This window comes from Proteus columbae (genome assembly GCF_009914335.1).
In the GTDB taxonomy this organism is placed as follows: domain Bacteria; phylum Pseudomonadota; class Gammaproteobacteria; order Enterobacterales; family Enterobacteriaceae; genus Proteus.
Map to the genome: position 1 here is coordinate 887,846 of NZ_CP043925.1, position 23,550 is coordinate 911,395.

21 protein-coding genes are annotated in these 23,550 nt (G+C 37.7%); 14 read left to right on the top strand and 7 right to left on the bottom strand.

Annotated features, from left to right (window positions below; genetic code table 11):
• The first annotated feature begins 18 nt into the window (after positions 1-18).
• Together pgk and fbaA are read left to right on the top strand one after the other, a co-directional pair.
• A complete protein-coding gene (gene pgk, locus F1325_RS04090) occupies positions 19-1,182 on the top strand; it encodes a phosphoglycerate kinase (RefSeq protein WP_099074324.1) in 1,164 nt (387 codons plus the stop codon).
• 63 nt (positions 1,183-1,245) lie between these two features.
• The gene (fbaA, locus tag F1325_RS04095) at positions 1,246-2,325 is read left to right on the top strand and encodes a class II fructose-bisphosphate aldolase (RefSeq protein WP_098940983.1); all 1,080 of its coding nucleotides are present in this window, start codon (positions 1,246-1,248) and stop codon (positions 2,323-2,325) included.
• A 143-nt stretch (positions 2,326-2,468) separates the two neighbouring features.
• Here the strand turns inward: fbaA and dtpB are convergent, their stop codons facing one another.
• Together dtpB and hpaC are read right to left on the bottom strand one after the other, a co-directional pair.
• The gene (gene dtpB, locus F1325_RS04100; protein WP_109371516.1) at positions 2,469-3,956 is read right to left on the bottom strand and encodes a dipeptide/tripeptide permease DtpB; all 1,488 of its coding nucleotides are present in this window, start codon (positions 3,954-3,956) and stop codon (positions 2,469-2,471) included.
• 597 nt (positions 3,957-4,553) lie between these two features.
• Positions 4,554-5,072 carry a 4-hydroxyphenylacetate 3-monooxygenase, reductase component gene (hpaC, locus tag F1325_RS04105; protein WP_109371514.1) on the bottom strand — a complete coding sequence of 173 codons (519 nt, stop codon included), beginning with the start codon at positions 5,070-5,072 and terminating at the stop codon, positions 4,554-4,556.
• A gap of 593 nt (positions 5,073-5,665) precedes the next feature.
• Between hpaC and hpaR the strand changes: the two genes are divergently transcribed.
• Positions 5,666-6,103 (top strand): homoprotocatechuate degradation operon regulator HpaR, encoded by a 438-nt coding sequence (hpaR, locus tag F1325_RS04110; RefSeq protein WP_109371512.1) that lies wholly within the window; start codon positions 5,666-5,668, stop codon positions 6,101-6,103.
• A gap of 71 nt (positions 6,104-6,174) precedes the next feature.
• Here hpaR and betT read toward each other — a convergent pair whose 3' ends face one another.
• Positions 6,175-8,178 (bottom strand): choline BCCT transporter BetT, encoded by a 2,004-nt coding sequence (gene betT, locus F1325_RS04115; protein WP_160230029.1) that lies wholly within the window; start codon positions 8,176-8,178, stop codon positions 6,175-6,177.
• 365 nt (positions 8,179-8,543) lie between these two features.
• Positions 8,544-9,146, bottom strand: a complete 603-nt coding sequence (locus tag F1325_RS04120) for a hypothetical protein (RefSeq protein WP_109371508.1) — start codon at positions 9,144-9,146, stop codon at positions 8,544-8,546.
• A 275-nt stretch (positions 9,147-9,421) separates the two neighbouring features.
• Here F1325_RS04120 and F1325_RS04125 point away from each other — a divergent pair, with 275 nt between their 5' ends.
• Positions 9,422-10,096 (top strand): DUF421 domain-containing protein, encoded by a 675-nt coding sequence (locus F1325_RS04125; RefSeq protein ID WP_109371506.1) that lies wholly within the window; start codon positions 9,422-9,424, stop codon positions 10,094-10,096.
• An 83-nt stretch (positions 10,097-10,179) separates the two neighbouring features.
• Here F1325_RS04125 and rnz read toward each other — a convergent pair whose 3' ends face one another.
• Complete coding sequence (gene rnz, locus F1325_RS04130; RefSeq protein WP_160230030.1) at positions 10,180-11,097, bottom strand: ribonuclease Z; 918 nt, start codon at positions 11,095-11,097, stop codon at positions 10,180-10,182.
• A 9-nt stretch (positions 11,098-11,106) separates the two neighbouring features.
• On the bottom strand, positions 11,107-12,699 hold the full coding sequence (gene rtcR / locus F1325_RS04135) for an RNA repair transcriptional activator RtcR (protein ID WP_109371502.1): 1,593 nt from the start codon (positions 12,697-12,699) through the stop codon (positions 11,107-11,109).
• 364 nt (positions 12,700-13,063) lie between these two features.
• On the opposite strand from rtcR, the gene F1325_RS04140 reads away from it, so the two are divergent.
• The 3 genes from F1325_RS04140 to F1325_RS04150 are packed head-to-tail and all read left to right on the top strand — an operon-like array spanning position 13,064 to position 15,619.
• Positions 13,064-13,228 carry a hypothetical protein gene (locus tag F1325_RS04140; protein ID WP_160230031.1) on the top strand — a complete coding sequence of 55 codons (165 nt, stop codon included), beginning with the start codon at positions 13,064-13,066 and terminating at the stop codon, positions 13,226-13,228.
• 31 nt (positions 13,229-13,259) lie between these two features.
• Entirely contained in the window at positions 13,260-14,399 is a 1,140-nt protein-coding gene (locus F1325_RS04145; RefSeq protein WP_109372061.1) for a slipin family protein, read from the top strand.
• The gene (locus tag F1325_RS04150; protein WP_160230032.1) at positions 14,396-15,619 is read left to right on the top strand and encodes an RtcB family protein; all 1,224 of its coding nucleotides are present in this window, start codon (positions 14,396-14,398) and stop codon (positions 15,617-15,619) included. The genes F1325_RS04145 and F1325_RS04150 overlap by 4 nt, the downstream gene beginning before the upstream one ends.
• A 434-nt stretch (positions 15,620-16,053) precedes the next feature.
• Here F1325_RS04150 and mrpI read toward each other — a convergent pair whose 3' ends face one another.
• The gene (gene mrpI, locus F1325_RS04155) at positions 16,054-16,614 is read right to left on the bottom strand and encodes a phase variation DNA invertase MrpI (RefSeq protein ID WP_109371496.1); all 561 of its coding nucleotides are present in this window, start codon (positions 16,612-16,614) and stop codon (positions 16,054-16,056) included.
• A 677-nt stretch (positions 16,615-17,291) separates the two neighbouring features.
• Between mrpI and F1325_RS04160 the strand changes: the two genes are divergently transcribed.
• The 7 genes from F1325_RS04160 to F1325_RS04190 all read left to right on the top strand — a co-directional run bounded on the left by F1325_RS04160 (position 17,292) and on the right by F1325_RS04190 (position 23,529).
• Positions 17,292-17,819 (top strand): fimbrial protein, encoded by a 528-nt coding sequence (locus F1325_RS04160; RefSeq protein WP_109373859.1) that lies wholly within the window; start codon positions 17,292-17,294, stop codon positions 17,817-17,819.
• Positions 17,820-17,914: 95 nt separating this feature from the next.
• Complete coding sequence (locus tag F1325_RS04165; protein WP_160230858.1) at positions 17,915-18,463, top strand: fimbrial protein; 549 nt, start codon at positions 17,915-17,917, stop codon at positions 18,461-18,463.
• A gap of 21 nt (positions 18,464-18,484) precedes the next feature.
• Complete coding sequence (locus tag F1325_RS04170; RefSeq protein ID WP_160230033.1) at positions 18,485-21,100, top strand: outer membrane usher protein; 2,616 nt, start codon at positions 18,485-18,487, stop codon at positions 21,098-21,100.
• A 55-nt stretch (positions 21,101-21,155) separates the two neighbouring features.
• The gene (locus F1325_RS04175; protein WP_160230034.1) at positions 21,156-21,914 is read left to right on the top strand and encodes a fimbria/pilus periplasmic chaperone; all 759 of its coding nucleotides are present in this window, start codon (positions 21,156-21,158) and stop codon (positions 21,912-21,914) included.
• A gap of 13 nt (positions 21,915-21,927) precedes the next feature.
• A complete protein-coding gene (locus F1325_RS04180) occupies positions 21,928-22,473 on the top strand; it encodes a fimbrial protein (RefSeq protein WP_109373863.1) in 546 nt (181 codons plus the stop codon).
• A gap of 11 nt (positions 22,474-22,484) precedes the next feature.
• Positions 22,485-22,970 (top strand): fimbrial protein, encoded by a 486-nt coding sequence (locus F1325_RS04185; protein ID WP_109373864.1) that lies wholly within the window; start codon positions 22,485-22,487, stop codon positions 22,968-22,970.
• A 10-nt stretch (positions 22,971-22,980) separates the two neighbouring features.
• Positions 22,981-23,529 carry a fimbrial protein gene (locus F1325_RS04190; RefSeq protein WP_099075829.1) on the top strand — a complete coding sequence of 183 codons (549 nt, stop codon included), beginning with the start codon at positions 22,981-22,983 and terminating at the stop codon, positions 23,527-23,529.
• Positions 23,530-23,550: the final 21 nt, after the last annotated feature.

Here is a 23,550-nt window from a genome sequence, read left to right on the forward strand (position 1 = left end):
TCAATGAGAGGATTCATCATGTCTGTAATTAAGATGACCGATTTAGACCTAGCGGGTAAACGAGTTCTTATCCGTGCTGACCTGAACGTTCCAGTTAAAGATGGTAAAGTGACTTCAGATGCGCGTATCCGTGCTTCTTTACCAACAATTGAAGCCGCGTTAAAACAAGGCGCTAAAGTGATGGTAACTTCTCACTTAGGTCGTCCTACTGAAGGTGAGTACAACGAAGAGTTCTCTTTAAAACCAGTTGTTGACTATCTGAAAGATAAATTAACTGCACCAGTTAGCCTTGCTAAAGACTATTTAAATGGTGTTGAAGTCAATGCAGGTGAATTAGTTGTTCTTGAAAACGTTCGTTTTAACAAAGGCGAAAAGAAAGACGACGAAACTCTGTCTAAGCAATACGCTGCATTATGTGATGTTTTCGTCATGGATGCATTTGGTACCGCTCACCGTGCTCAAGCATCAACTCATGGTGTTGCTAAATTTGCACAAGTTGCTTGCGCGGGCCCTCTGTTATCAGCAGAGCTTGAAGCATTAGGTAAAGCATTAGATAAACCTGCTCGCCCAATGGTTGCGATTGTTGGTGGTTCTAAAGTTTCAACTAAACTGACTGTATTAGATTCTTTATCAAAAATTGCTGACCAATTAATCGTTGGTGGTGGTATCGCAAATACCTTTATCGCAGCAGAAGGTCATCCAGTAGGTCGTTCTTTATATGAAGCAGACCTTGTTGATGATGCTAAAAAACTGATGGAAAAATGTGATATTCCAGTACCAAGTGATGTTCGTGTTGCAACTGAGTTCTCTGAAACTGCTGAAGCTGTTTTAAAATCAGCAAGTGACATCAAAGATGATGAACAAGTGCTGGATATCGGTGATGTGACAGCAGAACGTTTAGCTGAGATCCTGAAAAATGCGAAAACTATCCTGTGGAATGGTCCAGTCGGTGTGTTTGAATTCCCTAACTTCCGCAAAGGTACAGAAATCATTGCTAATGCAATCGCAGATAGTGAAGCATTCTCTATCGCAGGTGGTGGTGATACGCTGGCTGCTATTGATTTATTTGATATCGCAGACAAAATCTCTTACATTTCAACCGGTGGTGGTGCTTTCTTAGAATTCGTTGAAGGTAAAAAACTTCCTGCTGTTGCAATGTTAGAAGAACGCGCTAAACAGTAATTAAGTCAGCTCATACAGGTAGAAAGTTATTTTCTACCTGTTCCAAATATAGGATCTTATTACATGTCTAAAGTTTTTGATTTCGTGAAACCGGGTGTCATCACTGGTGATGATGTACAAAAAGTATTTGCGGTAGCAAAAGAAAATAAATTTGCTCTGCCTGCGGTTAACTGTGTAGGTACTGACTCAATCAATGCTGTGTTAGAAGCTGCTGCGAAAGTTCGTTCTCCTGTTATTGTACAGTTCTCTAACGGTGGTGCTGCATTTATCGCAGGTAAAGGTCTTAAATCTGATGTACCACAGCAAGCTGCTATTTTAGGCGCAATTTCAGGTGCTCACCATGTGCACCAAATGGCTGAATATTACGGTGTTCCTGTTATTCTGCATACTGACCACTGTGCGAAAAAATTATTACCATGGATTGATGGTCTGTTAGATGCTGGTGAGAAACACTACGCTAAAACAGGCAAACCACTGTTCTCTTCTCACATGATTGACTTATCTGAAGAGTCATTAGAAGAAAACATCGAAATCTGTGCTAAATATTTAGCGCGTATGGCTAAAATCGATATGACTTTAGAAATCGAATTAGGCTGTACGGGTGGTGAAGAAGACGGTGTTGATAACACGGGTATGGACAGCTCTGCGCTTTATACTCAACCAGAAGATGTTGCTTACGCATACGAAAAACTGAGTGCGGTAAGCCCTCGTTTCACTATCGCGGCATCTTTCGGTAACGTTCACGGTGTTTATAAACCAGGTAACGTTCAGTTAACGCCAAAAATTCTACGTAACTCACAAGACTACGTATCAGAAAAATTCAACTTACCACACAATAGCTTAGATTTCGTATTCCACGGCGGCTCCGGTTCTTCAGCAGAAGAAATCAAAGAAGCTGTTGGCTATGGTGTTATCAAAATGAATATCGATACAGATACTCAGTGGGCAACTTGGGATGGTATCTTACAGTTCTACAAAAAGAACGAAGGCTATTTGCAAGGTCAGTTAGGTAACCCAGAAGGTGCTGATAAACCTAACAAGAAATACTACGACCCACGTAACTGGTTACGTCAAGCACAAGCATCAATGGTTGTTCGTTTAGAACAAGCCTTTAAAGAACTGAATTCAGTTGATGTTCTGTAATTGGATCATTCTTAATGATTAAACTAAACCCGCTTATTTAGCGGGTTTTTTTATGGCTAGCAAAAAGAGAATAATCTTCTTAGCCCAAAATAAAAGCGCCTATAAATAAGCGCTTAATATTCAATTAGATATTGATTGAAAGATTAGCCAGCGACTTTAACGTCTTTGCTTTCTTCTTTCATCATGCGGTTCAGTAAAGGTACTGTTGCCCACATCACTAAACCAACAATTAAGGTCACAATACCAATTTTACCAAATACATCAGTGTAAATAGGTAATGTTTGTAGTGGATCAGTAATACCTTCTGGTGCTGCTGTGAAAGTCGCTACATAACCCCCTAACAGATAAGCCGTGGCTTGTGTTAAGAACCACATACCTAAAATAAAGCCCATCATGTATTGCGGTACGAATGCTGCAACCATTGCTAAACCTAACGCACTGATCATCAGTTCACCTAAGCTCTGGAATAAGTAAACCAAAACGATAAACCAAGGTGATGTTAAGCCTTGAGCATCAGCAAACCACATACCTGATGCTGCCGCTGTAAGGAATCCTAATGAGCACAGAAGCATACCAGCAGTAAACTTCGCTGGCATTGAGAAATCTTTACCTTTCGCGCCAAAATGGCTGTAAGCGATAGCAAGGATTGGGCTAGCAATAATGATCCAGAATGGGTTTAGTGCTTGGAAGCTTACAGGGTTAATATCAAAGCCTAAAAGCGTGTGATGAACATTATGAATAGCAAAGAAGTTCAGTGAAGTTGGCATCTGAGCATACAGAATGTAGAAAACAACAGCTTCTAACATCAGAACAAATGCAACATACATTTTATTACGAGCAACTCTGTCTTTTTGTTTAAAGGCTTCACGGAAATAAATGAAGACAACAATAATAGACAAGCTAACTAAGACAATATTTGCAATCATCACGTTGTGCAATAACCATGCACAAACAAATACCATAGCAATTGAGCCAGCAATAACTAATAACAGTTTGCTAAAGTTCATCGGTAAATGGTCTGGTTCAGAACCAATATTGGCAACCATTTTACGACAGAAGAAATAAACTAATAACGCCATGATCAAGCCAATACCACAGATATTATAAGTCAGTGCATATCCGTAACGTTCAGCAAGTACCGGGGCGATAGATAAAGAAATTAATGAGCCGATATTGATCGACATATAAAATAGCGTAAATGCGCCATCAAGACGTGGATCTTTAGGTGGATAGCATTTCGCTAATAAACTTGCAGGATTGGCTTTAAATAAACCATTACCTACTGCGATAGTTCCCAATGCGTAGAAAATTAAATTAGGATACATAATTGACATACCAGTCATGAAATAACCGATAGCCAAAACAATAGCACCTAAAACAATGGTTCGTTTTGTTCCTAATAAGTGGTCACCAACATAACCACCAATAGAAATAAGCCCATAAACCAGTGCAGAGAATGCACCAAAAGTAATGAAAGCCTGTTCTTGAGAGAAACCGAGTTTACTAACAAAATAAACGGCAAGAATACCTTGTACGCCGTAGTAACCAAAACGTTCCCATAATTCTACAAAGAAAATCATAAAGAATGGTTTAGGCTGTTGTAATAAACCGACTTGAGCGGGTTTATCCATATCTGTAATGCCCCTAATTATTATTTATTTTCAACAACGATGTTATTTACTCACATTCACGAGGAATGTTACACGACGGTAACATTATCTGTCGCATTTAGAGTGATGTTTGCAAATTTAAGAAGGTAATCAGCAAGTCGAGTAGACTAATATATTGATGGAATGACTTCTCAAAGGTTGATCACACTGTGGGTAAGATTAATACCAGATTGAAAAAAATATTCATTAGTTTATTTTAAAATAAAGTCATTTAATTGCTCTTTGGTATAAAATATAACCAAGAAGATTATTGTTTGTTTATATTTTAATCTAAGTAAATTAAATAAAGATACAGGATAAAAGTAGAAAGAAAATATTTTTGATTATGTGACTGATTGATTCTAGACAGAAATTTTTTATTATAATTAAAAAATATTCTTTTATAACAAACAGATGTTAATAAGTATTTAATAAATATCTAAAGGCTAGTTAATGTCACTTCGTTAAATAAGTATTCATTTAATATAAATAAATATTTAATTTTATGATGTGATTATAATCAATAAAAAACGCCCTTATTAAAAGTGCGTTTTTATCTTGAGGTAAAATAGGTGAAATTTAAACAGGGATTGGTACTTGTTCATTTTTAACAGAATGGAAACGACGCTTGAAATAAATAAGCCCATCACCATCTTCACGCACCGAAATATTCTTAATTTCGGTCATATAAACAAAATGTGTACCCACTTGGCGTACATCATAAATATCACCTTCTAAGCAGGCGAGGGCATTTGCTAATACGGGTTGTTGTAATTGTCCGTGTTGCCATCCTGGTTGGGTAAAACGCTCTGCCATCGCAAGCCCTGTCATTCCGGCGAAATGACATGCCATTTCTTCTTGCTCATGATTCAATATATTGATGCTTAATTTTCCATTTTCTTGAAAAATAGCGTTCATCTGGCTTTTACTGTTGATGCAGACCATCACGGTAGGCGGGTTATCAGTAACAGAACATACTGCTGTTGCTGTTAAGCCACAACATCCCGCATCACCATTTGTTGCCACGATATTGACCGCAGCACCTAAGCTTGCCATCGCATCCCGAAAAAGTGGGTTAGCCTGTTTTTCCTCAGACATTATTTACTCCTACTGCCAGACTTCTCGTCTGTGGGCGTCTTCACTTAAAATAATTATTAGTTAGATAACTAAAAAAATCACCTAACTACTCCGCTAACAAAGTTGTGATGTTATTGCCGGTTTCTTTGTTGCGTTGTTTTAAAGCCGTAACGCTACCGCGCATGAACAAAGATAGCAATCTTTCTTTGTTACAACTCGTTAACTTTATCTCAAATAACGGTGAGACAACCTTATCGCTAAGCGCCATTATTCCTAATATAGAGGTAGGATAATAGGCAAATTAGGCTACTTTTTTTGATTGGTAAACAGATAACACAAATTGCCAATTCATAAAAATTGCGTATAGCTCAAGATGTTGTGGAAGATGAAATTAATCCTAAAAAAGGAACATGGGTGATAAATTGCACAAAGGGAAGAAAATTGCAAAAATTGAGTCAACTTTATTTATTTGTTAATATGAATAATTGTAACAATTAGTCTATTCTTAGAATATAGTCATTTTATAAACCATAAACAGCGGTACTTTTTCACTGTCTATATTGAGTGATATTTTGTCATTTCACCTATAACACCATATAAAGAGCTTCTTGATTATGCATGAATCATTAACTATCGCGCTATTACAAGCTCGGGAATCTGCAATGGGTTTTTTTCGACCTGTTCTCAAAGAGCATAATCTGACAGAACAGCAGTGGCGGATTATTCGAGTACTTGCGGATAAGCGTTCTATTGATTTTCACGAATTAGCGCAAAAAGCGTGTATTCTTCGACCTAGTTTAACGGGCATTCTGATTAGAATGGAAAGGGACGAATTAATTTGTCGCTTAAAACCCGTGAGTGACCAACGTAAGCTGTTTGTCTCTCTTTCTGCTAATGGTCAAAATTTATACGACATAATTCAGCCTAAAATAGATAAAGGCTATCAATTAATTGAGCAAAAATTTTCCACTGAAAAATTACAGCGACTGTCAGGTCTATTAAAAGAGTTGATTGCTTTAGAGGCTGATGACTCGGCGCAAGCTGAAAAATAAGTTATCTTGAAAGTAAGAAAAAAAGGTGATGTTTAACACATCACCTTTTGGACTTTTATCAGTGGATAGAATTATTGTTTACCTAACACATGTAAAAAGTGAATGTGTTTTTCGTACTGATCAAGAATATCGTGAATGATTTGTTCTTTCGTCCAACCCATTACATCGTAATCTTGCCCACCTTCTTTTAAATGAATTTCAGCACGATAATATTTATGCTCTTCGTCTCTTTCTTCATCACTTAATCCAGCTAAAGCAAAGGCAGGTTGAGTATAAAAACGTAGGCGAACTTCATAGAAGAAATTCATGTCATCGCCTAAATCGACTTCAAAACCAATTCGATCATCTTCTTCATTATGGATAAAACATTGCGTTGCTTGCTTACTTAACTCAGCAGACACCATTTCCATTGAGGGTTGGATCACTTCATCCATAAAACGTTTTACATGAGAGCGTTTAGGAAAATAGGCAATATTTCTTAAACGGCGTTGCCAAGGGATCGGATTGCGGCTTGCTGGTGGTGCAATTGTCGTTAGTTGTTGGCTATCACGTTTATATACATCCACTCTCAATGCTTTTATTAGTCCATAAATAGAAGCAAGCAATACCATCGAGAAAGGAAGTGCACTTGCAATGGTTACTGTTTGTAGTGCAGTTAAACCACCCGCTAACAATAAAGTAATTGCAGAAACGCCCATTAAACCCGCCCAGAAAATGCGTTGCCATACTGGTGTTTCGCTATCACCACCAGAAGCTAAAGTATCAACAACCATCGCGCCTGAGTCTGCTGAAGTCACAAAGAAGACAACGACCATCAACATCGCAAAGAAGGATAAAACAGATGATAATGGGAAATAATTTAAGAACTCAAATAAAGCCAATGACACATCTTGTTGTACGATATTGGCGAGGGCTTCTGCCCCTTTATCTTTGATTAAATGAATCGCTGTGTTACCAAAAACGGTCATCCAGAGTAAAGTAAAGCCAGCAGGAACAAACAGAACACCGACAACAAATTCACGAATAGTACGACCTCGTGAAATACGGGCGATAAACATCCCTACAAATGGTGACCATGAAAGCCACCAACCCCAATAAAGCAGTGTCCATCCCCCTAACCAATCACTCGATTTTGGCTCGTATGCGTAAAGATTAAAGGTTTTACTGACAATTTCGGATAGATATCCCCCTGTATTTTCAACAAATGATTTTAATATCAATACAGTTGGACCGAGAATTATGACTAATAAAAGAAGAATAACCGCCAATCCTAAGTTAAGTTCAGATAAAAAACGAATGCCTTTTTCTAAACCAGAAACAACAGAAATGGTTGCAAGCCCTGTGATCACAACAATCAATACGACTTGAACCGTTGGGTTAATAGGTACATTAAAGAGGTGATTTAAACCCGCATTAACTTGCAGAACACCAAAACCAAGGGAAGTTGCGACACCAAATACGGTTCCCATAACAGCGAAAATATCAACAGCATGGCCAATTGGGCCATGTATGCGATCACCAATAATTGGATAAAGTGCAGAACGCAGTGTTAACGGTAAACCATGGCGATAAGAGAAGAAAGCTAAGATCAAAGCGACAATGGCGTAAATTGCCCATGCATGTAATCCCCAGTGGAAAAAGGTTAATCGCATGGCTTCTTTTGCGGCTTCTATGGTTTGAGCTTCACCGGTTGGAGGCATCAGATAATGCATAACAGGTTCAGCAACACCAAAGAACATTAAGCCAATCCCCATTCCTGCTGAAAAGAGCATGGCAAACCAAGCAAAATAACTAAAGTGAGGGCGAGCATGATCAGGGCCTAATTTGATTTCACCAAACCGAGAAAGCCCTAAATAAGTCACACTCAGCAAAATCAATGCAACGGCTAGAATGTAGAACCAACTCGCATTCGTGAAGAGATTTTCCTGAAGATGACTGAGTTTATCATTCGCCAGCTCTGGAAATAATGCAGAGAAGCCAACGACCAATAAAATTAATAGCGCTGATGTATAAAAAACGGGAGGATTAATTTTCATCCTAACTTTTTGAGGGGTTATATCGTTTTGTTGACTCATAGCTAACCTATTTTTTGTTATTTTCCTAGAAAGAGACTTTTCGCTATCAACTTTCTGATTGTCTATGTGATCAGAAAAGAAAAGTTCATAAGAAAATTTGAATAAAGCATCAAATTAGTGTGATGTTTTATAAAAGAACGGAAGTAAATTATTTTTTCCGTAAGATGAAGAAAATGACAATTAAATCAATTTATTGCTGTTTTTTGTTTATAGGTGCTTTCGCTCTTTAATAGGTTTCTCCTGTTGAAAAAAGGAGAACATGGTTACATTTTTTGCTTAATCGATCAACCCTTGTCTTTTTTATGAACAAAAAAAGCCAGTGAAAATTTACTGGCTTTCGAATCATCAAAAATTCTGAAATTGGATTATTTGTTTTCAGCTTTTAAATCATCAATTTTTTGTTTCGCTTGATCGGTTAATTGGTCAGCTTTATCAAGTGCTTTGTTTTCAGTTTCTTGGGCCTGCTGTTTTACATCATCACTTGTTTTTGCTGCATCACCTTTTAATTGATCAACTTTGCTATCTGTCTCTTGCTTTAAGTTATCAATGGTTTTATTTGCATCTTGTTTTAATTCAGCTGCTTTTTCAGCTAATTTATCACTTTCTACATCTAAGCTTTGTTTGATTTCATCAGTTTTAGCGGATGCAGCCTGTTTTAACTCATCTGTTTTTGCGTCAACTTGAGTTTTCAATTCTGCGGCTTTTTGTTCAGCTTTGTCTTTTAGCTCTTGAGCTTGTTGTGTTAATTCATCTGCTTTTGCTGATGCATCTTCTTTCAAGTCAGCAGCTTTATCTTTGGCTTGTTCAGTTAACTCATTCGCTTTATCTTGCGCAGTTTCTGTGACTTGAGTTGCTGTCTCTTTTGCCTTATCAATGCCTTCATCGACTTTTTTAGATGCATCATCACAACCAGCTGTAATGGTAACAAGACCCGCTAGAACCAATGAAGTAAGTAGTTTTTTATTCATTTTTTTCTCCAAAATATGTGTTCAAAAACAATTCAGTGATATCCCGCGTAAAAACTAGAAAAGGCGAGAAGCTATTGCGTTGATTGTAAGAGATTACGGCAAAACTATCTTAATAAGTATAGTGCGAGTCTTAAAATCAACAAACCTAAGTATATTAAGTGTTTTTTCTTAGTCAAATTCCATGAAAAATAAAGTAAAAATAATTTAGATTTTTATCTAGATGAGATTTTCTGCTTTATAATAAGTGCAGAAATTATTGGAAATGTGAGACGCAAATGGAATATTACTTTCTGGTTATTATCAAATTTATTATTGGTTTTACTATCATATTAGCCCATATGAATTTATCGGGTAAAACACAACTTTCTCAATTAACACCTATTGATTTTATTGGTAATTTTGTGCTCGGTGGCATTATGGGTGGGGTAATTTATACTGATGCGATCCCTCTTTATCAATATATTATCGTCTTCTTAATTGGTGTTTGTTTTATCTCTTTGCTTAATTATATCAGCAAGCACTTCAATTTTTTCCGTGCAGTGACCATTGGTAATCCCATTCCTATTATCAAGAAGGGAGAGTTTATTATGGAAAACATCATGGAGAAAAAAAATAAAATAGACATTCTTAACATCACGTCTCGTCTTCATGCTCAAGGTATTCATTCATATCAGGAAGTCAATTACGCCCAGATTGAACCTGATGGGCAAATCACGGTGGTATGTGATGGTGCAAAAATGCCTTCGATTATTGTCATGAAAGACGGAGTTATTCGAACATCAGAATTAGCGCAAATAGAAAAAGATGAAGTGTGGCTACAAGATGAGATGAAAAATCAACATATAGATAAATCAGAAGATGTTTTCTTGGCGGAATTTTGGGATGGCAAAGTGAATTTTATTTTGCAAGATGGAAAGATAAAACGTACCGCGCCATTGAAGGATAATTAAAGAAGTCTAAATCAATGGTTGGGTGATTTGTGAATAGCGAAATGGCGACATCATGTCGCCATTGTTATTTAGTGAAAATGCCATTACAACTTAAATACCTCAAAATCAGAAGCCATTTCAGTATGGCTAAAGATCTGTTGGCTTTCATTGAGTAACTCAACGCAGTCTTCGGGTAAATAACGGCTACTAATATGAGTAATAATCAGCTTTTTAGCATTAGCCTCTTTTGCTAATGTTGCCGCTTGCACAGTTGTTGAATGTCCGCGACTATTTGCTTGCTCTGCCATTTCATGCTTAAACGTTGCTTCATGAACAATAACATCAGCATTATTAGCCAGCTTTAATGCATTAGGGGTTGGTTGAGTATCCCCAAAAATAGCAATACAACGACCTTCTATTTCATCACCAATATAGTCTTTACCATCAATTGTTCGTCCATCTGGTAATGTTATGGTTTTGCCTTGCTTTAAGTCTTGTAACCAAGAGCCTGCTGGAATATTTTCCGCTTTCAGTTTTTCTGCATCTAGCTTACCTGGTTTGTTTTCTTCTTCTAAGCGGTAACCAAAACAAGGTACGGGGTGAGACAGTGCCTCACAACTGACTTTCATACCTTCTTCTTCAAAAAGAAAACCTGCTTTGTCAATTTCTACAATATTAATAGGGTAAGTTAAATAGGATTGGCTTAATGTTAGCGACGTTTCTATAAAGGCTTTTATACCCGTAGGACCATATACTGTTAAAAGTGTTTCCGTTCCACCCATTGAGCGACTACAAAGTAATCCCGGTAAACCAAAAATATGATCGCCATGTAAGTGGGTAATAAAAATTTTATTTAAACGCGGTAGTTTCACGCGGGTATGTAATATTTGATGTTGTGTCGCTTCACCACAATCAAACATCCACATACTTTTTTGTTTATTTTGTAAATCGAGCACCATACTTGTGACATTGCGATCTTTAGAAGGAACGCCTGCGTTAGTGCCTAAAAAAGTGAGCTCCATAATGAAATATTATTCTCCATGTCTAATTTGTTCCCAACTTAAATCGAATTTCGCAAGATACTTACGTAGGCGATCGGCATCGTTGGGTTGTTTTTTATTTTGTCTTGATACTGCGAAAAGTTTTCTACCGGCTTCTGAGAGTGTTGATGATTGCTGACACGTTTTGATAACGGTATTCAGTTGGCTAAGATCGAAAAGATCAATATCAGTGCTATTAAATAAAGAAGAGGAAGCAACTCCCCAATTTTGTTTTAAACGATTAATTTCTTCATCAACAAGAGGAAGGGTAATACGACCATTTTCGGCAAGTGTTGCCATTCGCGTTATACTAGCACTAAGTTCACGGAAATTGCCACGCCATAATGCCTGTTCAGATGTTGCAAATCGAATATAGTGTGATTTTGCATCAGCGTTAAAACGGATTGCCTTTTGATAAAGCTTTGCAAAGTGATGCAATTCATAATCAATATTAGGCTCAATATCCTCTTTACGATTGGCTAAACTCGGTAATGAAAAAGACCATAAGTTGATCCTTGCATAGAGATCTTCACGAAAAAGTCCTTTCGCAATTTGCTTGTCCATATCACGATGCGTTCCTGCGATCAGCTGAAAATCACTTTGTACCTCAGTATCTGAGCCATAAGGATAAAAAGATTTCTCTTCTATCGCTTTAAGCAACATGGCTTGCTCATCAAGTCCTAACTCTGCAATTTCATCAAGAAATAAAATCCCTTTATCGGCTTCTCTTAATAATCCTTGTCTGGTTTGTAATGCGCCTGTAAATGCCCCTTTTACATGCCCAAATAAAGTGGACATTGCATTGTCACCACGCAAAGTGGCACAGTTAACAGCAATAAAACGACCTTTTACAAAATGGCGAGACTGTCGTAATTCATAAATACGTTGAGCAAGGAATGATTTTCCAGCGCCTGTGGGGCCTGTTAATAAAATAGGCGCAACGGAGCGTAATGCAACACGTTCAATTTGAGCAATTAAAGTATTAAAACGTTCATTACGTGTGGCGATCCCAGATTTTAAGAAAGAGAGGGACTCATTATGGTAATGCTCAAATCGGCTCGTTAGTTTTGTATAACGGCTTAAATCGAGATCAATAACAGCATAACTACCTGTGGATGATTGTACTGTTTTGATGCCATCTTCATTTTCTATTTTAGAAGAAGGAGAGGTTTGTAATAGTTTTGCAGGTAAGTAATGGGCTTCAGTCAGGAGGAACCAGCAAATCTGGGCAATGTGCGTACCTGTTGTGATATGTACATAATATTCTTCATTTTCAGTATCAAATGGATAATTTACTGCAAAATCAAGAAAGTGACTATAAACCTCTTCTAGATCCCAAGGATCACAAATGTCAATTTCGTAAGGTAATACCTCTGTGTCAGGGGAGACAGTATGAATATCTTCAGTGATTTTTGACGCTAACATTGAATCATTAGGTTGATGGATCATGACCAATCGACTAACGGGGAAATCTTTTTGATGGCAAATCGAAATTGTTGGGCGCCATGAGTTCCATCTTTTATGACTTTTACCTCGTTTATCTAATGTTGTGCCTAAAACACCAATCACCACTTTGCGTTTCATTAAGTTATCCCTACTTATTTTTTATCTATATTTATAAATGTATAGATAAAAAGATAGGTTTTTATCATTTTTAATTCAATGGTTAAATATTTAAAAATTACGTTAAAAATATTTTTTCAAACAAAAACAATGAATTAAAAATATTTTTAGTGAGTTTTAAAAACTTGGCACGATCCTCGCAATATTATGAGTGTCTTGAGCAGATTTTAAATCTGGTAGGCACATAAAGAACACTCTGTGGTGTTATCTAAATGTGTTCCTCCACATCGGGACTCTGTAGGTGAAGAGGGTTATTTTCAGGTTCGATTCCTGACACCAAAAACCATTACAAATCCAAATGTAAAATTAAAGATAGAAAATCGTTGTGACAGCAGTACCGTCACCTTGCTTATCCACCAGCAACTACGCTGGATTGAAGGCAGAAGAAGAGACAAACAAAGCATCGTTCCTCTCTTGTTTTCCCTTCGATTTCGCCAAGTTTGTTCGTGGAAAGCAAGTCACGATAAAAATGGTAATAAAAGAAAGCTAATAATAAAGAAGAGCAAAAGGAAGCAATGATGATAAGAACAACAATAAAAGTGAAACAAGGACAGCTGGGTTTATTAAAGAAGGATGATGAGTATATTGACGTCCTTGTAGCTGGTGAGCATAAATTTTTCGATCTTCGTCGCCAATTAAGTGTTGAGCTGGTGGAGTTAAACGGCCCTGCAATTGAAAAAGAGAAAGCCGAGTTTTTACGCCAATATCATCCAGAATGGGTGAGTGAATATTGTTTTGATATTGTGCTATCTGATGAAGAGATTGGCTTACTCTATGAAAATAGCTCACTCAAAGAGATCTTAGCGCCGAGTACTCGCCGTCTTTATTGGAATTATGCACAACGCTCAATGGAAGTGTTGTCAGCAAATGAATTGGAAGTTTCGCCAACTTTGGTTAAAAAATTGCAGCATCCAAAATTACGTAACCAAACTGTAAAAGGCAGTGAAGGTGTATTAAGTGTGGATATTCCGACATGGCATGCTGGCATTATCCGTGTTGATGGTGAAGTTCAATCACTATTGCCGCCGGGATTAAAAGGCTATTGGCGTTATCAGCACAAAGTTGATGTTGAGGTTGTTGATATGCGCTTACAAACACTCGATGTGAGTGGTCAAGAGATCTTAACGAAAGACAAAGTAACATTACGCATTAATTTGTCAGCAAGTTGGCGTTATAGCGATGTGCTTTCAGCGTACCAATTACTGAGTTCACCTCTTGAGTTCTTATATAAAGAGTTGCAGTTTGCGTTACGTGAAGCCGTAGGAACAAGAACATTAGATGAATTATTAGAGAATAAAACGCTGATTGACACTTTAGTGAGTGAAAAAATCAGTGAAGTGACTAAAGGATATGGTATTGAAGTGGCTTCATTAGGGGTAAAAGATATTGTTTTACCAGGCGAAATGAAAACGATTTTAGCGCAAGTGGTTGAGGCAGAAAAATCAGCACAGGCTAATGTTATTCGTCGAAGAGAAGAGACATCCGCAACACGCTCTTTATTAAATACGGCAAAAGTGATGGAAAACAATCCAGTAGCCTTACGATTAAAAGAGCTAGAAACCGTAGAACGTATTGCAGAACGTATTGATAAGATTTCCGTTTATGGCGGTTTAGACCAAGTATTAAACGGGTTAGTACAAATTAAAGGGGCACAGGCATGATATTGGATCATCAAATAGTAAAAGAAGCAGGAACTGCTGAAATCAAAATGTGGACAAATGGTGTACCTGTTGAAGCAGATGCTCTAAAACAACTTATTAATACCGCGAAGATGCCTTTTATTTTCAAACATATGGCAGTAATGCCAGATGTTCACTTAGGGAAAGGTTCAACAATCGGGAGTGTTATTCCAACAAAAGGCGCGATTATTCCAGCTGCTGTTGGTGTGGATATTGGGTGTGGAATGATTGCGGTGAAAACATCATTACACGCAAATGATCTGCCAGATAATTTATTTGCCATAAGAACGGCAATAGAAAGAGCAGTACCTCATGGAAGAACAAGTTATCAATCAGGGAATGATCGTGGTTCATGGAAGAACCCACCTAAACTTGTTGATCAACATTGGCAACAACTTGAAGGGCGTTTTAAGGTTTTAACTGATAAGTACCCACGTTTACGAAATACGAATAACTATCGTCACCTTGGTACATTAGGAACAGGAAATCACTTTATCGAATTGTGTCTTGATGAATCAGATAATGTTTGGGTAATGCTACATAGTGGCTCTCGTGGTGTTGGTAATGCTATCGGTACGTTATTTATACAAATGGCACAAGAAGATATGAGGGAACATATCGCTAATTTACCTGATAAAAACTTAGCGTATTTAAAAGAAGGAACGCTTTTCTATGATGACTATATAGAAGCCATAGAATGGGCACAGGATTTTGCCCGACATAATCGTGAAATTATGATGGAACGCGTGTTGGCGGCATTATCGACACAAATAACTAAACCTTTTACGACACAGCAACAGGCGGTGAACTGCCACCATAACTATGTACAAAAGGAAATGCACTTTGGCGAAGAAGTACTGGTGACTCGAAAAGGAGCCGTTTCAGCTCAGAAAGGTGAAATGGGGATCATCCCTGGTTCAATGGGCGCTAAGAGCTTTATTGTAAGAGGAAAAGGAAATGCCGAAAGTTTCTGTTCATGTAGTCATGGCGCAGGACGCGTAATGAGCCGAACAGCAGCGAAAAAAGCTTTTAGTGTTGAAGACCAAATTCGAGCAACAGCACATGTGGAATGTCGAAAAGATGAAGATGTGATTGATGAAATTCCGATGGCTTATAAGGATATTGATGCTGTTATGAAGGCTCAGTTATCACTTGTTGAGGTTGTTCATACACTACGACAGGTTGTTTGTGTAAAAGGATAATTGTAGTTTTTAAGGAAATTCATAACTATCCCCAAACGATAACGTTGGGGATAGTGAGATATGAAAGCGTGTGCCTAGAATGCAAATGAATAAAATTTTTAAGAATAGATATTTTCTTTAAATAAGATCCTTATTTCTTGATTAAAAATCAAACAAATAATGTTTAATATTATTAATAAATAAAGACTGATATTAAATTTATTGCCTTCCAATAAAGATAATCAAAAAAAGAATAATGATATTGAATTATTCTTTAATTAGAAAACGATTATTAATAAATTATTAATACCTGCAATCGTGATTATTTATTTAATATAAAACAATTCCTAATTTTCTTAATTATATTAAAATTAACTGTATTCTTATTGAAAAAATATAGTCTACTCTATTTAGTGTATTAATTCTTAGAGAATATATTAATTGAATAAATATTGTTAATTTCTTGCATCCCAAATGTGAACAAATCGTTTTGAATTACTTGCAGTATAGATAACAGTATGTGAAATATTACGATGTCCTAAATAATCTTGAATTAAACGAGTATCTCTACCTAAATCAGCGAGTGCATAGCCACATGCATGGCGTAACATATGGGGATGAGGGGCTATGGATACATTAGCATCTTTACCTAAACGGCGAAGTAATCCATACACTTGTTGACGAGAAATTGGACCTGTTTTTTGGGATAAAAAGACCCATTCTGAGTCAGCCTCTCTCCATGTTTCCCTTTTTTTCAACCAGTTAACTAACGCTTCATACTCCTCTTCGATAATCGGTTGTGTTGTTGATAAACCGCCTTTTAAGCGTCTGACATAGAGTATTCGACTTTCTAAATCAATATCGCTTAAGGTTAAATTACATAGCTCGCTCACGCGAAACCCATGTAAAAAACACATTAAAAACATACAGTAATCTCTTTCTGGATACCGTCCTTCCTTTGCTTGCTTCAAAATAGAATTGATCTCAAAACGTGTAAGAAACTTGCGCTGCTTCATTTTCATAACCTTTTCAATGAGATAACAAGGAACAAAAGTCAATTGATGCATCACTATAACAAGTAATATGCATCAATAAAGAGTTGTATTTTTTTTATGCTTACACTTTTACTTGTTCATTTTAAACAAGTTTATTGAAAGTTTATTTATTTTTAGAAAATGAAAGTGATTGATTGAAAAAGCGAAAAATGAGTATGGATAGGAATTTGGTTATCTTTAGAGAAATAAACAGAATACACCAAATTGTTTACTATTATTCTCTGGCTTCTCACTTAAGTCAAATTTAATGTTAATCACTTATCTTCATTTATTTAACATATTGATATTTATCATTATTTTAAAAAACAAACATGATTGGTTACTTTGTTTAAAATCCAGAAATAATTTTTTTTACTTTTTTCACAAATTATAGTAATTGCACTTAGAATTATAAACTCTTTTTTCGATATTTAAAGTTTGATTATCTAAATGTGTTTAATTTCGAGATGAAAATTTTTAACAAAACAATTTGGTGTATTTTGTTTTGTTTCTAACGATATTTAATTTCGTTTTGGACGGGCACAAGTATACCAAAATTCAAAAACTCAATAAGTGAGTCATTCAATTAGGAATAATTCAATCCTAATGAATTTATTATTTTTAATGTCTTCGTCCTTTATATTTTAGGAAACAAAAAGATGAAATTAAATAAATTAGCGTTAGTTCTTGGCTTAGGTTTAACTGTTGCTGCAGGTTCTTCTTTTGCTGCTGATCAAGGTCACGGCACCGTTAAATTTGTTGGTTCAATTATTGATGCACCTTGTTCTATTCATCCTGATTCAGAAAATCAAACTGTTCCATTAGGTCAAATTTCTACTGCTTCATTAAAAGATGGTGGTCGTAGTAATTCTCGTGATTTTAAAATCACTTTAGAGAATTGCACAACAGAAACTTATAAAACTGTTCAAACAACCTTCACTGGTTCAGAAGATGCAAACATCTTAGCTGGTTCTTTAGGTATTGAAGGTATCGCTAAAAATGCTGCTGTTGTTATCACTGATGCAGGTGGCAAACAAATCAAATTAGGCACACCAAGTGCCGCTCAAACATTACGTGATGGTAATAACGATCTGAACTTTGCTGCTTACTTACAAGGTTCTTCAGCAGAAGCTGCCGTTCCAGGTGACTTCACTGCAATCGCAACTTTCGCACTGACTTATCAGTAAGAAAAAATAAGCACAGTACAAGGATGTACAGTGCTTTATTTCCTGTGTCTATTTTTAACGATTTTTTTCTTACGGAGAAAAATATGAATCGCAAGATGACACCACTATGGCTATGCCTTATTGCCAGCTTACTGATAACAACAGCAGAAGCGAGTGATGTAAAACAAGATAAAAACATGCATCAGCGATTTGGGGTACTTAATCTTTCAGGCTCGATCTTAGAACCATCTTGCACGATTGCAGCAGGAAGTGGTGAACAAGTTATTCCACTGACAACGGTTTCTATTCCAATGCTAGTGACTGAAGGACAAGGACCTATTGAGTATTTTTCTATCAGATTAACGGAATGTACGCTAATTGAACAAAAAGGTCAGGAAGCGGACAACCCTCGTTTTATTGCAACGTTTGAAGGTCCCTCTAACGAGAATGGTAATTTTGCACTTTCTGGTGAAGCGAGAGGCGCGTCATTAGCGATAGCTGATCGTTACGGTAGGCGAGCCATCCCCGGTAAGCCATTACCCCCAGTTGGAATTGACTCCAAATCAATGGCGTTACTTTACCAAGCGCGAATAGTCAAAAATAACGAAATACCAAAAGCTGGAAATTACCGAACAACGCTGCGATTTAAGCTGGAATACTATTAAATGGATCGGGTTGGATAACTTATGGTTAGAACATTCAAAACCGTTGGTTTAGGGACGGAAAAAAAGAAAAAACAACATACTATTCGGCCTGTTGCTGTACTGATCTATTTAATTCTTACTGGCGCTTCCAGTATTTCAAGTTCAGCTTTAGCAAATAGTAATATTGAATTTAATGCCGATATTTTAGATCTAAAAGATAAGCAAAATATCGACTTATCAGATTTCTCTCGTGCTGGCTATATTATGCCCGGCCGATATGAGTTTGTTGTTCGCGTGAATAATAATGAACTCCCTGAACTCTACAACATTAGCTATGTTGTACCAGCCAATGATCCTAAAGGTAGCGAAGCTTGCTTACCGCCAGAATTGATCCATCAAATAGGGCTCAAACCTGAATGGGCTGAAAAAGTTAAATATCAAGATAACGGAAGCTGCCTTGATATCTCTTCTATTCCCGGAATGACGGTAAATGCAAGTCTGGGAAATGGCAATCTTATTCTTACTATTCCTCAAGCGTATCTTGAATATTCAGCACCAAACTGGGACCCACCTTCTCGTTGGGATCACGGTATCTCAGGTGTGCTTTTTGACTATAACGTCAATGCTAACGTGACAGATCCTGCTAAAGGAAAACAGCGTCAACAAGTTACAGGCTTAGGAACCGTGGGAGCAAACCTTGGTGTTTGGCGTTTCCGTGCCGATTGGCAAGCAAGTTATCAGCATACAACAGGTATTCCTGATAGTACTGAAAATAGTTGGAAATGGAACCAGATTTATCTTTATAGAGCCATCACGCAATTAGGGGCTCGCCTTGTGATGGGGGAGACTTACTCTCGTTCTGACATTTTCGATAACTTCCGTTTTACTGGGGTTAACTTGTCTACGGATGACAATATGCTGCCACCTAACTTAAGGGGATATGCCCCAGAAGTAACGGGTGTGGCAAAAACGAATGCGAAAGTGACGATTAGCCAGCAGGGCCGTGTGATCTATGAAACTCAGGTTGCTCCAGGACCGTTTCGCATTCAAGACATCAATGATGCAGTCAGTGGTAAATTAGATGTACGTGTTGAAGAACAAGATGGATCTGTTCAAGAATTCCAAATGGATACGGCCAGTATTCCTTATTTAACACGCCCCGGCCGAGTGCAATATAAATTATCTGCGGGTAAACCGTCGGACATGAACCGTAATACAGAAGGCCCTATTTTTGGTATGGGTGAATTCTCATGGGGGATCAGTAACGGTTGGTCACTTTATGGCGGTTCATTAGTATCGGGCGATTATAACTCGGTTTCTGCGGGTATTGGTCGTGACCTAATGGCATTGGGTGCTATCTCTTTTGATGCGACACATTCTTGGGCAAAAATTCCAAGTGATGACAAACGTTATCACGGGGGCTCTTATCGCGTCAGTTACTCAAAACGTTTTGAACAAATAAATAGCCAAGTGACATTTGCAGGCTATCGCTTCTCTGAACGTGACTTTATGAGTATGAACCAATATTTAGATCGCCGTTATCGTGGTGGTGAAGAAGATAATAATAAAGAGCTTTATACCATTATGTTTAGTAAGCAGTTCCCTGAATGGGGATTGAGTGCTTACTTAAACTATAGCCATCAGACTTATTGGAATAAGCCTAATAACGATAACTATAACTTGTCATTAGCCAAAACGATGGATATTGGTAGCTTTAAAAATATCAATCTCAGCCTGTCGGCGTTTCGCAATAAATTCAATGGCACCAATGATAATGGCGTTTATATGAATGTCAGTATGCCTTGGAGCGATCGCGCAACTATTAGCTACAACACGGTGATTAATAAACACGGTAATTCACATAATGTCAGCTATTACGATCGTATTGATGACAATAGTAGCTATCGAGTTGGTGCTGGTTTAAGCAGTAACGGTAAACCATCCGCAGATGCCTATCTTATGCATTACGCTGATGCTGCATTGGTCACTGCTAGTGCGAGCCATATTAATGGTGAATACACATCAGCCACCTTATCACTACAAGGTGGGGCAACATTAACACCAAAAGGTGGTGCATTACACCGAACAAGTCGTACGGGTAGTACTCGTTTACTTGTTGATACAGATGGCATTTCAGATGTTCCAGTGAAAAGCATCGGCGCTATTACGCGTACCAATGCTTTTGGTAAAGCAGTACTGCCTGATATCAATGATTATTATCGCAGTAGTGCCAGCATCGACCTTGATCAGATGCCAGATAACGCTGAAGCATTACGCTCAATTCAACAGCTAACCCTAACAGAAGGTGCAATAGGCTACCGCCACTTTGATGTGGTCTCGGGACAAAAAGCCATGGCTGTCATTCGCTTACAAGATGGAACTTATCCACCATTTGGTGCCAGTGTCACAACCGAGAAGGGGCGTGAGCTTGGTATTGTCAATGATGGTGGGAATGTCTATCTGACGGGGATTAACAGTGATGATCTATTGAGTGTTCGTTGGAATGGTCAAGAGCAGTGCAAAGTCCGTATTCCAACATTAGTTGAAGGATTATTTATGTCTTCATTATTACTGACTTGTAGTGATGGTGACGCAACACCTTCAACAATCAATCAAAGAACAGAGCCCTTACCTAAACCTCAACTGATCACGCAATAAGGTTAGGAAAAAAGGGAAAGATAAAAATAATTTCAGACAAAAAGAGTAATTTAAAATGATGTTATTAAAGCGCTTATTCATTGTAACAACCACTTTATTGACTGGAATGGTCTTTACTAGTCAAGCCCTTGCTGCGATTGCTTTAGATAGAACGCGTGTCATTTTTAATGGTGCCGATAAGTCGATTAGCTTAAATGTCAGTAATCAGAATAAAGAACTACCTTACTTGGCTCAGGGTTGGATGGAAAATGAAAATGGAGAACGTATTGACAGCCCATTATTAGTTTTACCGCCTATTCAGCGTATTGAGCCGGGCGATAAAAGCCAAGTCAAAGTGCAGTCATTACCTGATATTGCCAAATTACCACAAGATAGAGAAAGCGTTTTCTATTTTAACTTGCGTGAAATTCCACCACGTAGCGATAAACCTAATGTACTGCAAATTGCATTACAAACGCGCATTAAACTTTTTTATCGACCAGCATCGATTTACGCCACACAAACGGATCTCACTCATCCTTGGCAGGAAAAAATCACCTTAATAAAGAAAGGTGATCGCTATGAAGTGAATAACCCAACACCTTATTACGTGACATTAGTGGATGGGTTAACAGGATTGCAAGGAAAAAGCCTTGATGGTTTTGAACCAATCATGATTGCCCCTAAAAGCACAGGAACGATAAATCTGCATACTTCTGCGTTTGGCGCATCGCCTGTACTCAGTTACATCAATGATTACGGTGGACGACCACAAATGAAATTCACCTGTACTGGCAATGAATGCAAAGTTACAGAAACATCAGCAGGAAACTAAATAGGTCTATTTTATGAAAATGGAACAGCGGTTTAGCCCAAGCAAAGCAGTGTTGATTCTTATTTTGGCAACGTTTACTGGAGGCCTAAGTTTTACTGCTGTTGCGAATTTACCCGCTAGAGCGGTGAAAGATGTTATTCCGGGAATTGTTTATATCAATATTTCAGGGAATGTCATTGCGCCACCGCCTTGCTTAATTAATGACGGCAAAATGATCGAAGTTAATTTTGGTGAGGTAATGAGTACACGTATTGATGGGGTTCGTTATAAAGAGCCTGTTCATTACACCGCGACTTGCCAAAAAATGCCAACTAATGCCATGAAAGTTTATGTTACGGGGAGCGCAACGGGATTCGATTCAAATGCGCTACAAACCAATATTACGGGATTAGGAGTGCGTATTCTGTATCAGGGAAACTTATTAGATTTAGGTAAGGCGGTAAATTTTACCTATCCCAACTTACCTGAATTAGAAGCTATTCCTGTTCGTGATCAGAATGAAAGCTTAGTGGGTGGTGATTTTGTCGCAAGTGGCACACTGCATGTGGATTATCAGTAAGAGGTCAGAAGATGAATAAATTAAAGTACCTATGTCTGATCGCATTACTGAATTCTTATTCTGTTATGAGTGCAGACGCACCTAATATGAAATTATTTGGCACCTTATTAGTACCACCTCCTTGTGTCATTAGTAACAACGAACTGATTGATGTCTATTTTGGACACAACGTAGGTATTCATAAAGTAGATGGCATTAACTATACCGAATCGGTGAATTATCGATTGGTCTGTGATCCAAATTTAAAAGGTTGGGATTTAGGGCTTTCTATTATTGGTCCTAAAACACAGTTTGATGAAGCAGCGCTACAAACCAATATTCCAGATTTAGGCATTCATCTTACGCAAGATGGTAAGCCTTTTAAATTAAACGAGCGTATTGCGATATCACCCGATAATCCTCCCGTGATCCAAGCGGTGCCCGTTAAAAGACCGGGTAGCACTTTGCCTGAAGGTGCATTTGAAGTATCGGCAACACTGCTTGCTGAATACCAATAGGAGCGTATTGATGAATATAAAAAGGTTATCGATCCCGTTCGTATTGGGTCTTGCCACATTTACGGGATTAATATCAACCGCTTTCTCGGCGCCAGACAATATGCGTTTTCACGGCATATTAGTTGACGAGCCTTGTACCATAAAGCCCGGTGACGAAACCGTTGAATTAGATTTTGGCAATATACCAGACAAGAACCTTTATGCGTATCAAAGAACACCAAGCAAGTTGTTTCAAATACGCTTGTCTGAATGTGATTTAACGATTGGTAAAAGCGTCAAGATCACTTTCAAAGGGGATGAAAATCAAGCTATGGCAGGACAAGGTTTTTTAGCAATTAGCCCAAGCAGTCAAGCGGCGGGTATTGCTGTTGGACTGGAATCTGAAAATGGAAATGCACTACCTGTTAATAAAGAAACAGACAAACTCTCGTTAAATGCGGATGACACGATTTTAAATTTTTATGCCTTTATTCAAGGGGAGCCAGATGCGATTGCCAACCAATCCATTAAACGCGGCCCATTTAGTGCAATCGCCACATTCCATTTGAATTATGACTAATTATTAGGGTTGAGGTTTTAT

Coding starts and splice junctions, on each gene's coding strand:
- pgk (WP_099074324.1), top strand. CDS start 19: ATGTCTGTAATTAAGATGACCGATTTAGACCTAGCGGGTAAACGAGTT.
- fbaA (WP_098940983.1), top strand. CDS start 1,246: ATGTCTAAAGTTTTTGATTTCGTGAAACCGGGTGTCATCACTGGTGAT.
- dtpB (WP_109371516.1), bottom strand. CDS start 3,956: ATGGATAAACCCGCTCAAGTCGGTTTATTACAACAGCCTAAACCATTC.
- hpaC (WP_109371514.1), bottom strand. CDS start 5,072: ATGTCTGAGGAAAAACAGGCTAACCCACTTTTTCGGGATGCGATGGCA.
- hpaR (WP_109371512.1), top strand. CDS start 5,666: ATGCATGAATCATTAACTATCGCGCTATTACAAGCTCGGGAATCTGCA.
- betT (WP_160230029.1), bottom strand. CDS start 8,178: ATGAGTCAACAAAACGATATAACCCCTCAAAAAGTTAGGATGAAAATT.
- F1325_RS04120 (WP_109371508.1), bottom strand. CDS start 9,146: ATGAATAAAAAACTACTTACTTCATTGGTTCTAGCGGGTCTTGTTACC.
- F1325_RS04125 (WP_109371506.1), top strand. CDS start 9,422: ATGGAATATTACTTTCTGGTTATTATCAAATTTATTATTGGTTTTACT.
- rnz (WP_160230030.1), bottom strand. CDS start 11,097: ATGGAGCTCACTTTTTTAGGCACTAACGCAGGCGTTCCTTCTAAAGAT.
- rtcR (WP_109371502.1), bottom strand. CDS start 12,699: ATGAAACGCAAAGTGGTGATTGGTGTTTTAGGCACAACATTAGATAAA.
- F1325_RS04150 (WP_160230032.1), top strand. CDS start 14,396: ATGATATTGGATCATCAAATAGTAAAAGAAGCAGGAACTGCTGAAATC.
- mrpI (WP_109371496.1), bottom strand. CDS start 16,614: ATGAAGCAGCGCAAGTTTCTTACACGTTTTGAGATCAATTCTATTTTG.
- F1325_RS04160 (WP_109373859.1), top strand. CDS start 17,292: ATGAAATTAAATAAATTAGCGTTAGTTCTTGGCTTAGGTTTAACTGTT.
- F1325_RS04165 (WP_160230858.1), top strand. CDS start 17,915: ATGACACCACTATGGCTATGCCTTATTGCCAGCTTACTGATAACAACA.
- F1325_RS04170 (WP_160230033.1), top strand. CDS start 18,485: ATGGTTAGAACATTCAAAACCGTTGGTTTAGGGACGGAAAAAAAGAAA.
- F1325_RS04175 (WP_160230034.1), top strand. CDS start 21,156: ATGATGTTATTAAAGCGCTTATTCATTGTAACAACCACTTTATTGACT.
- F1325_RS04180 (WP_109373863.1), top strand. CDS start 21,928: ATGAAAATGGAACAGCGGTTTAGCCCAAGCAAAGCAGTGTTGATTCTT.
- F1325_RS04185 (WP_109373864.1), top strand. CDS start 22,485: ATGAATAAATTAAAGTACCTATGTCTGATCGCATTACTGAATTCTTAT.
- F1325_RS04190 (WP_099075829.1), top strand. CDS start 22,981: ATGAATATAAAAAGGTTATCGATCCCGTTCGTATTGGGTCTTGCCACA.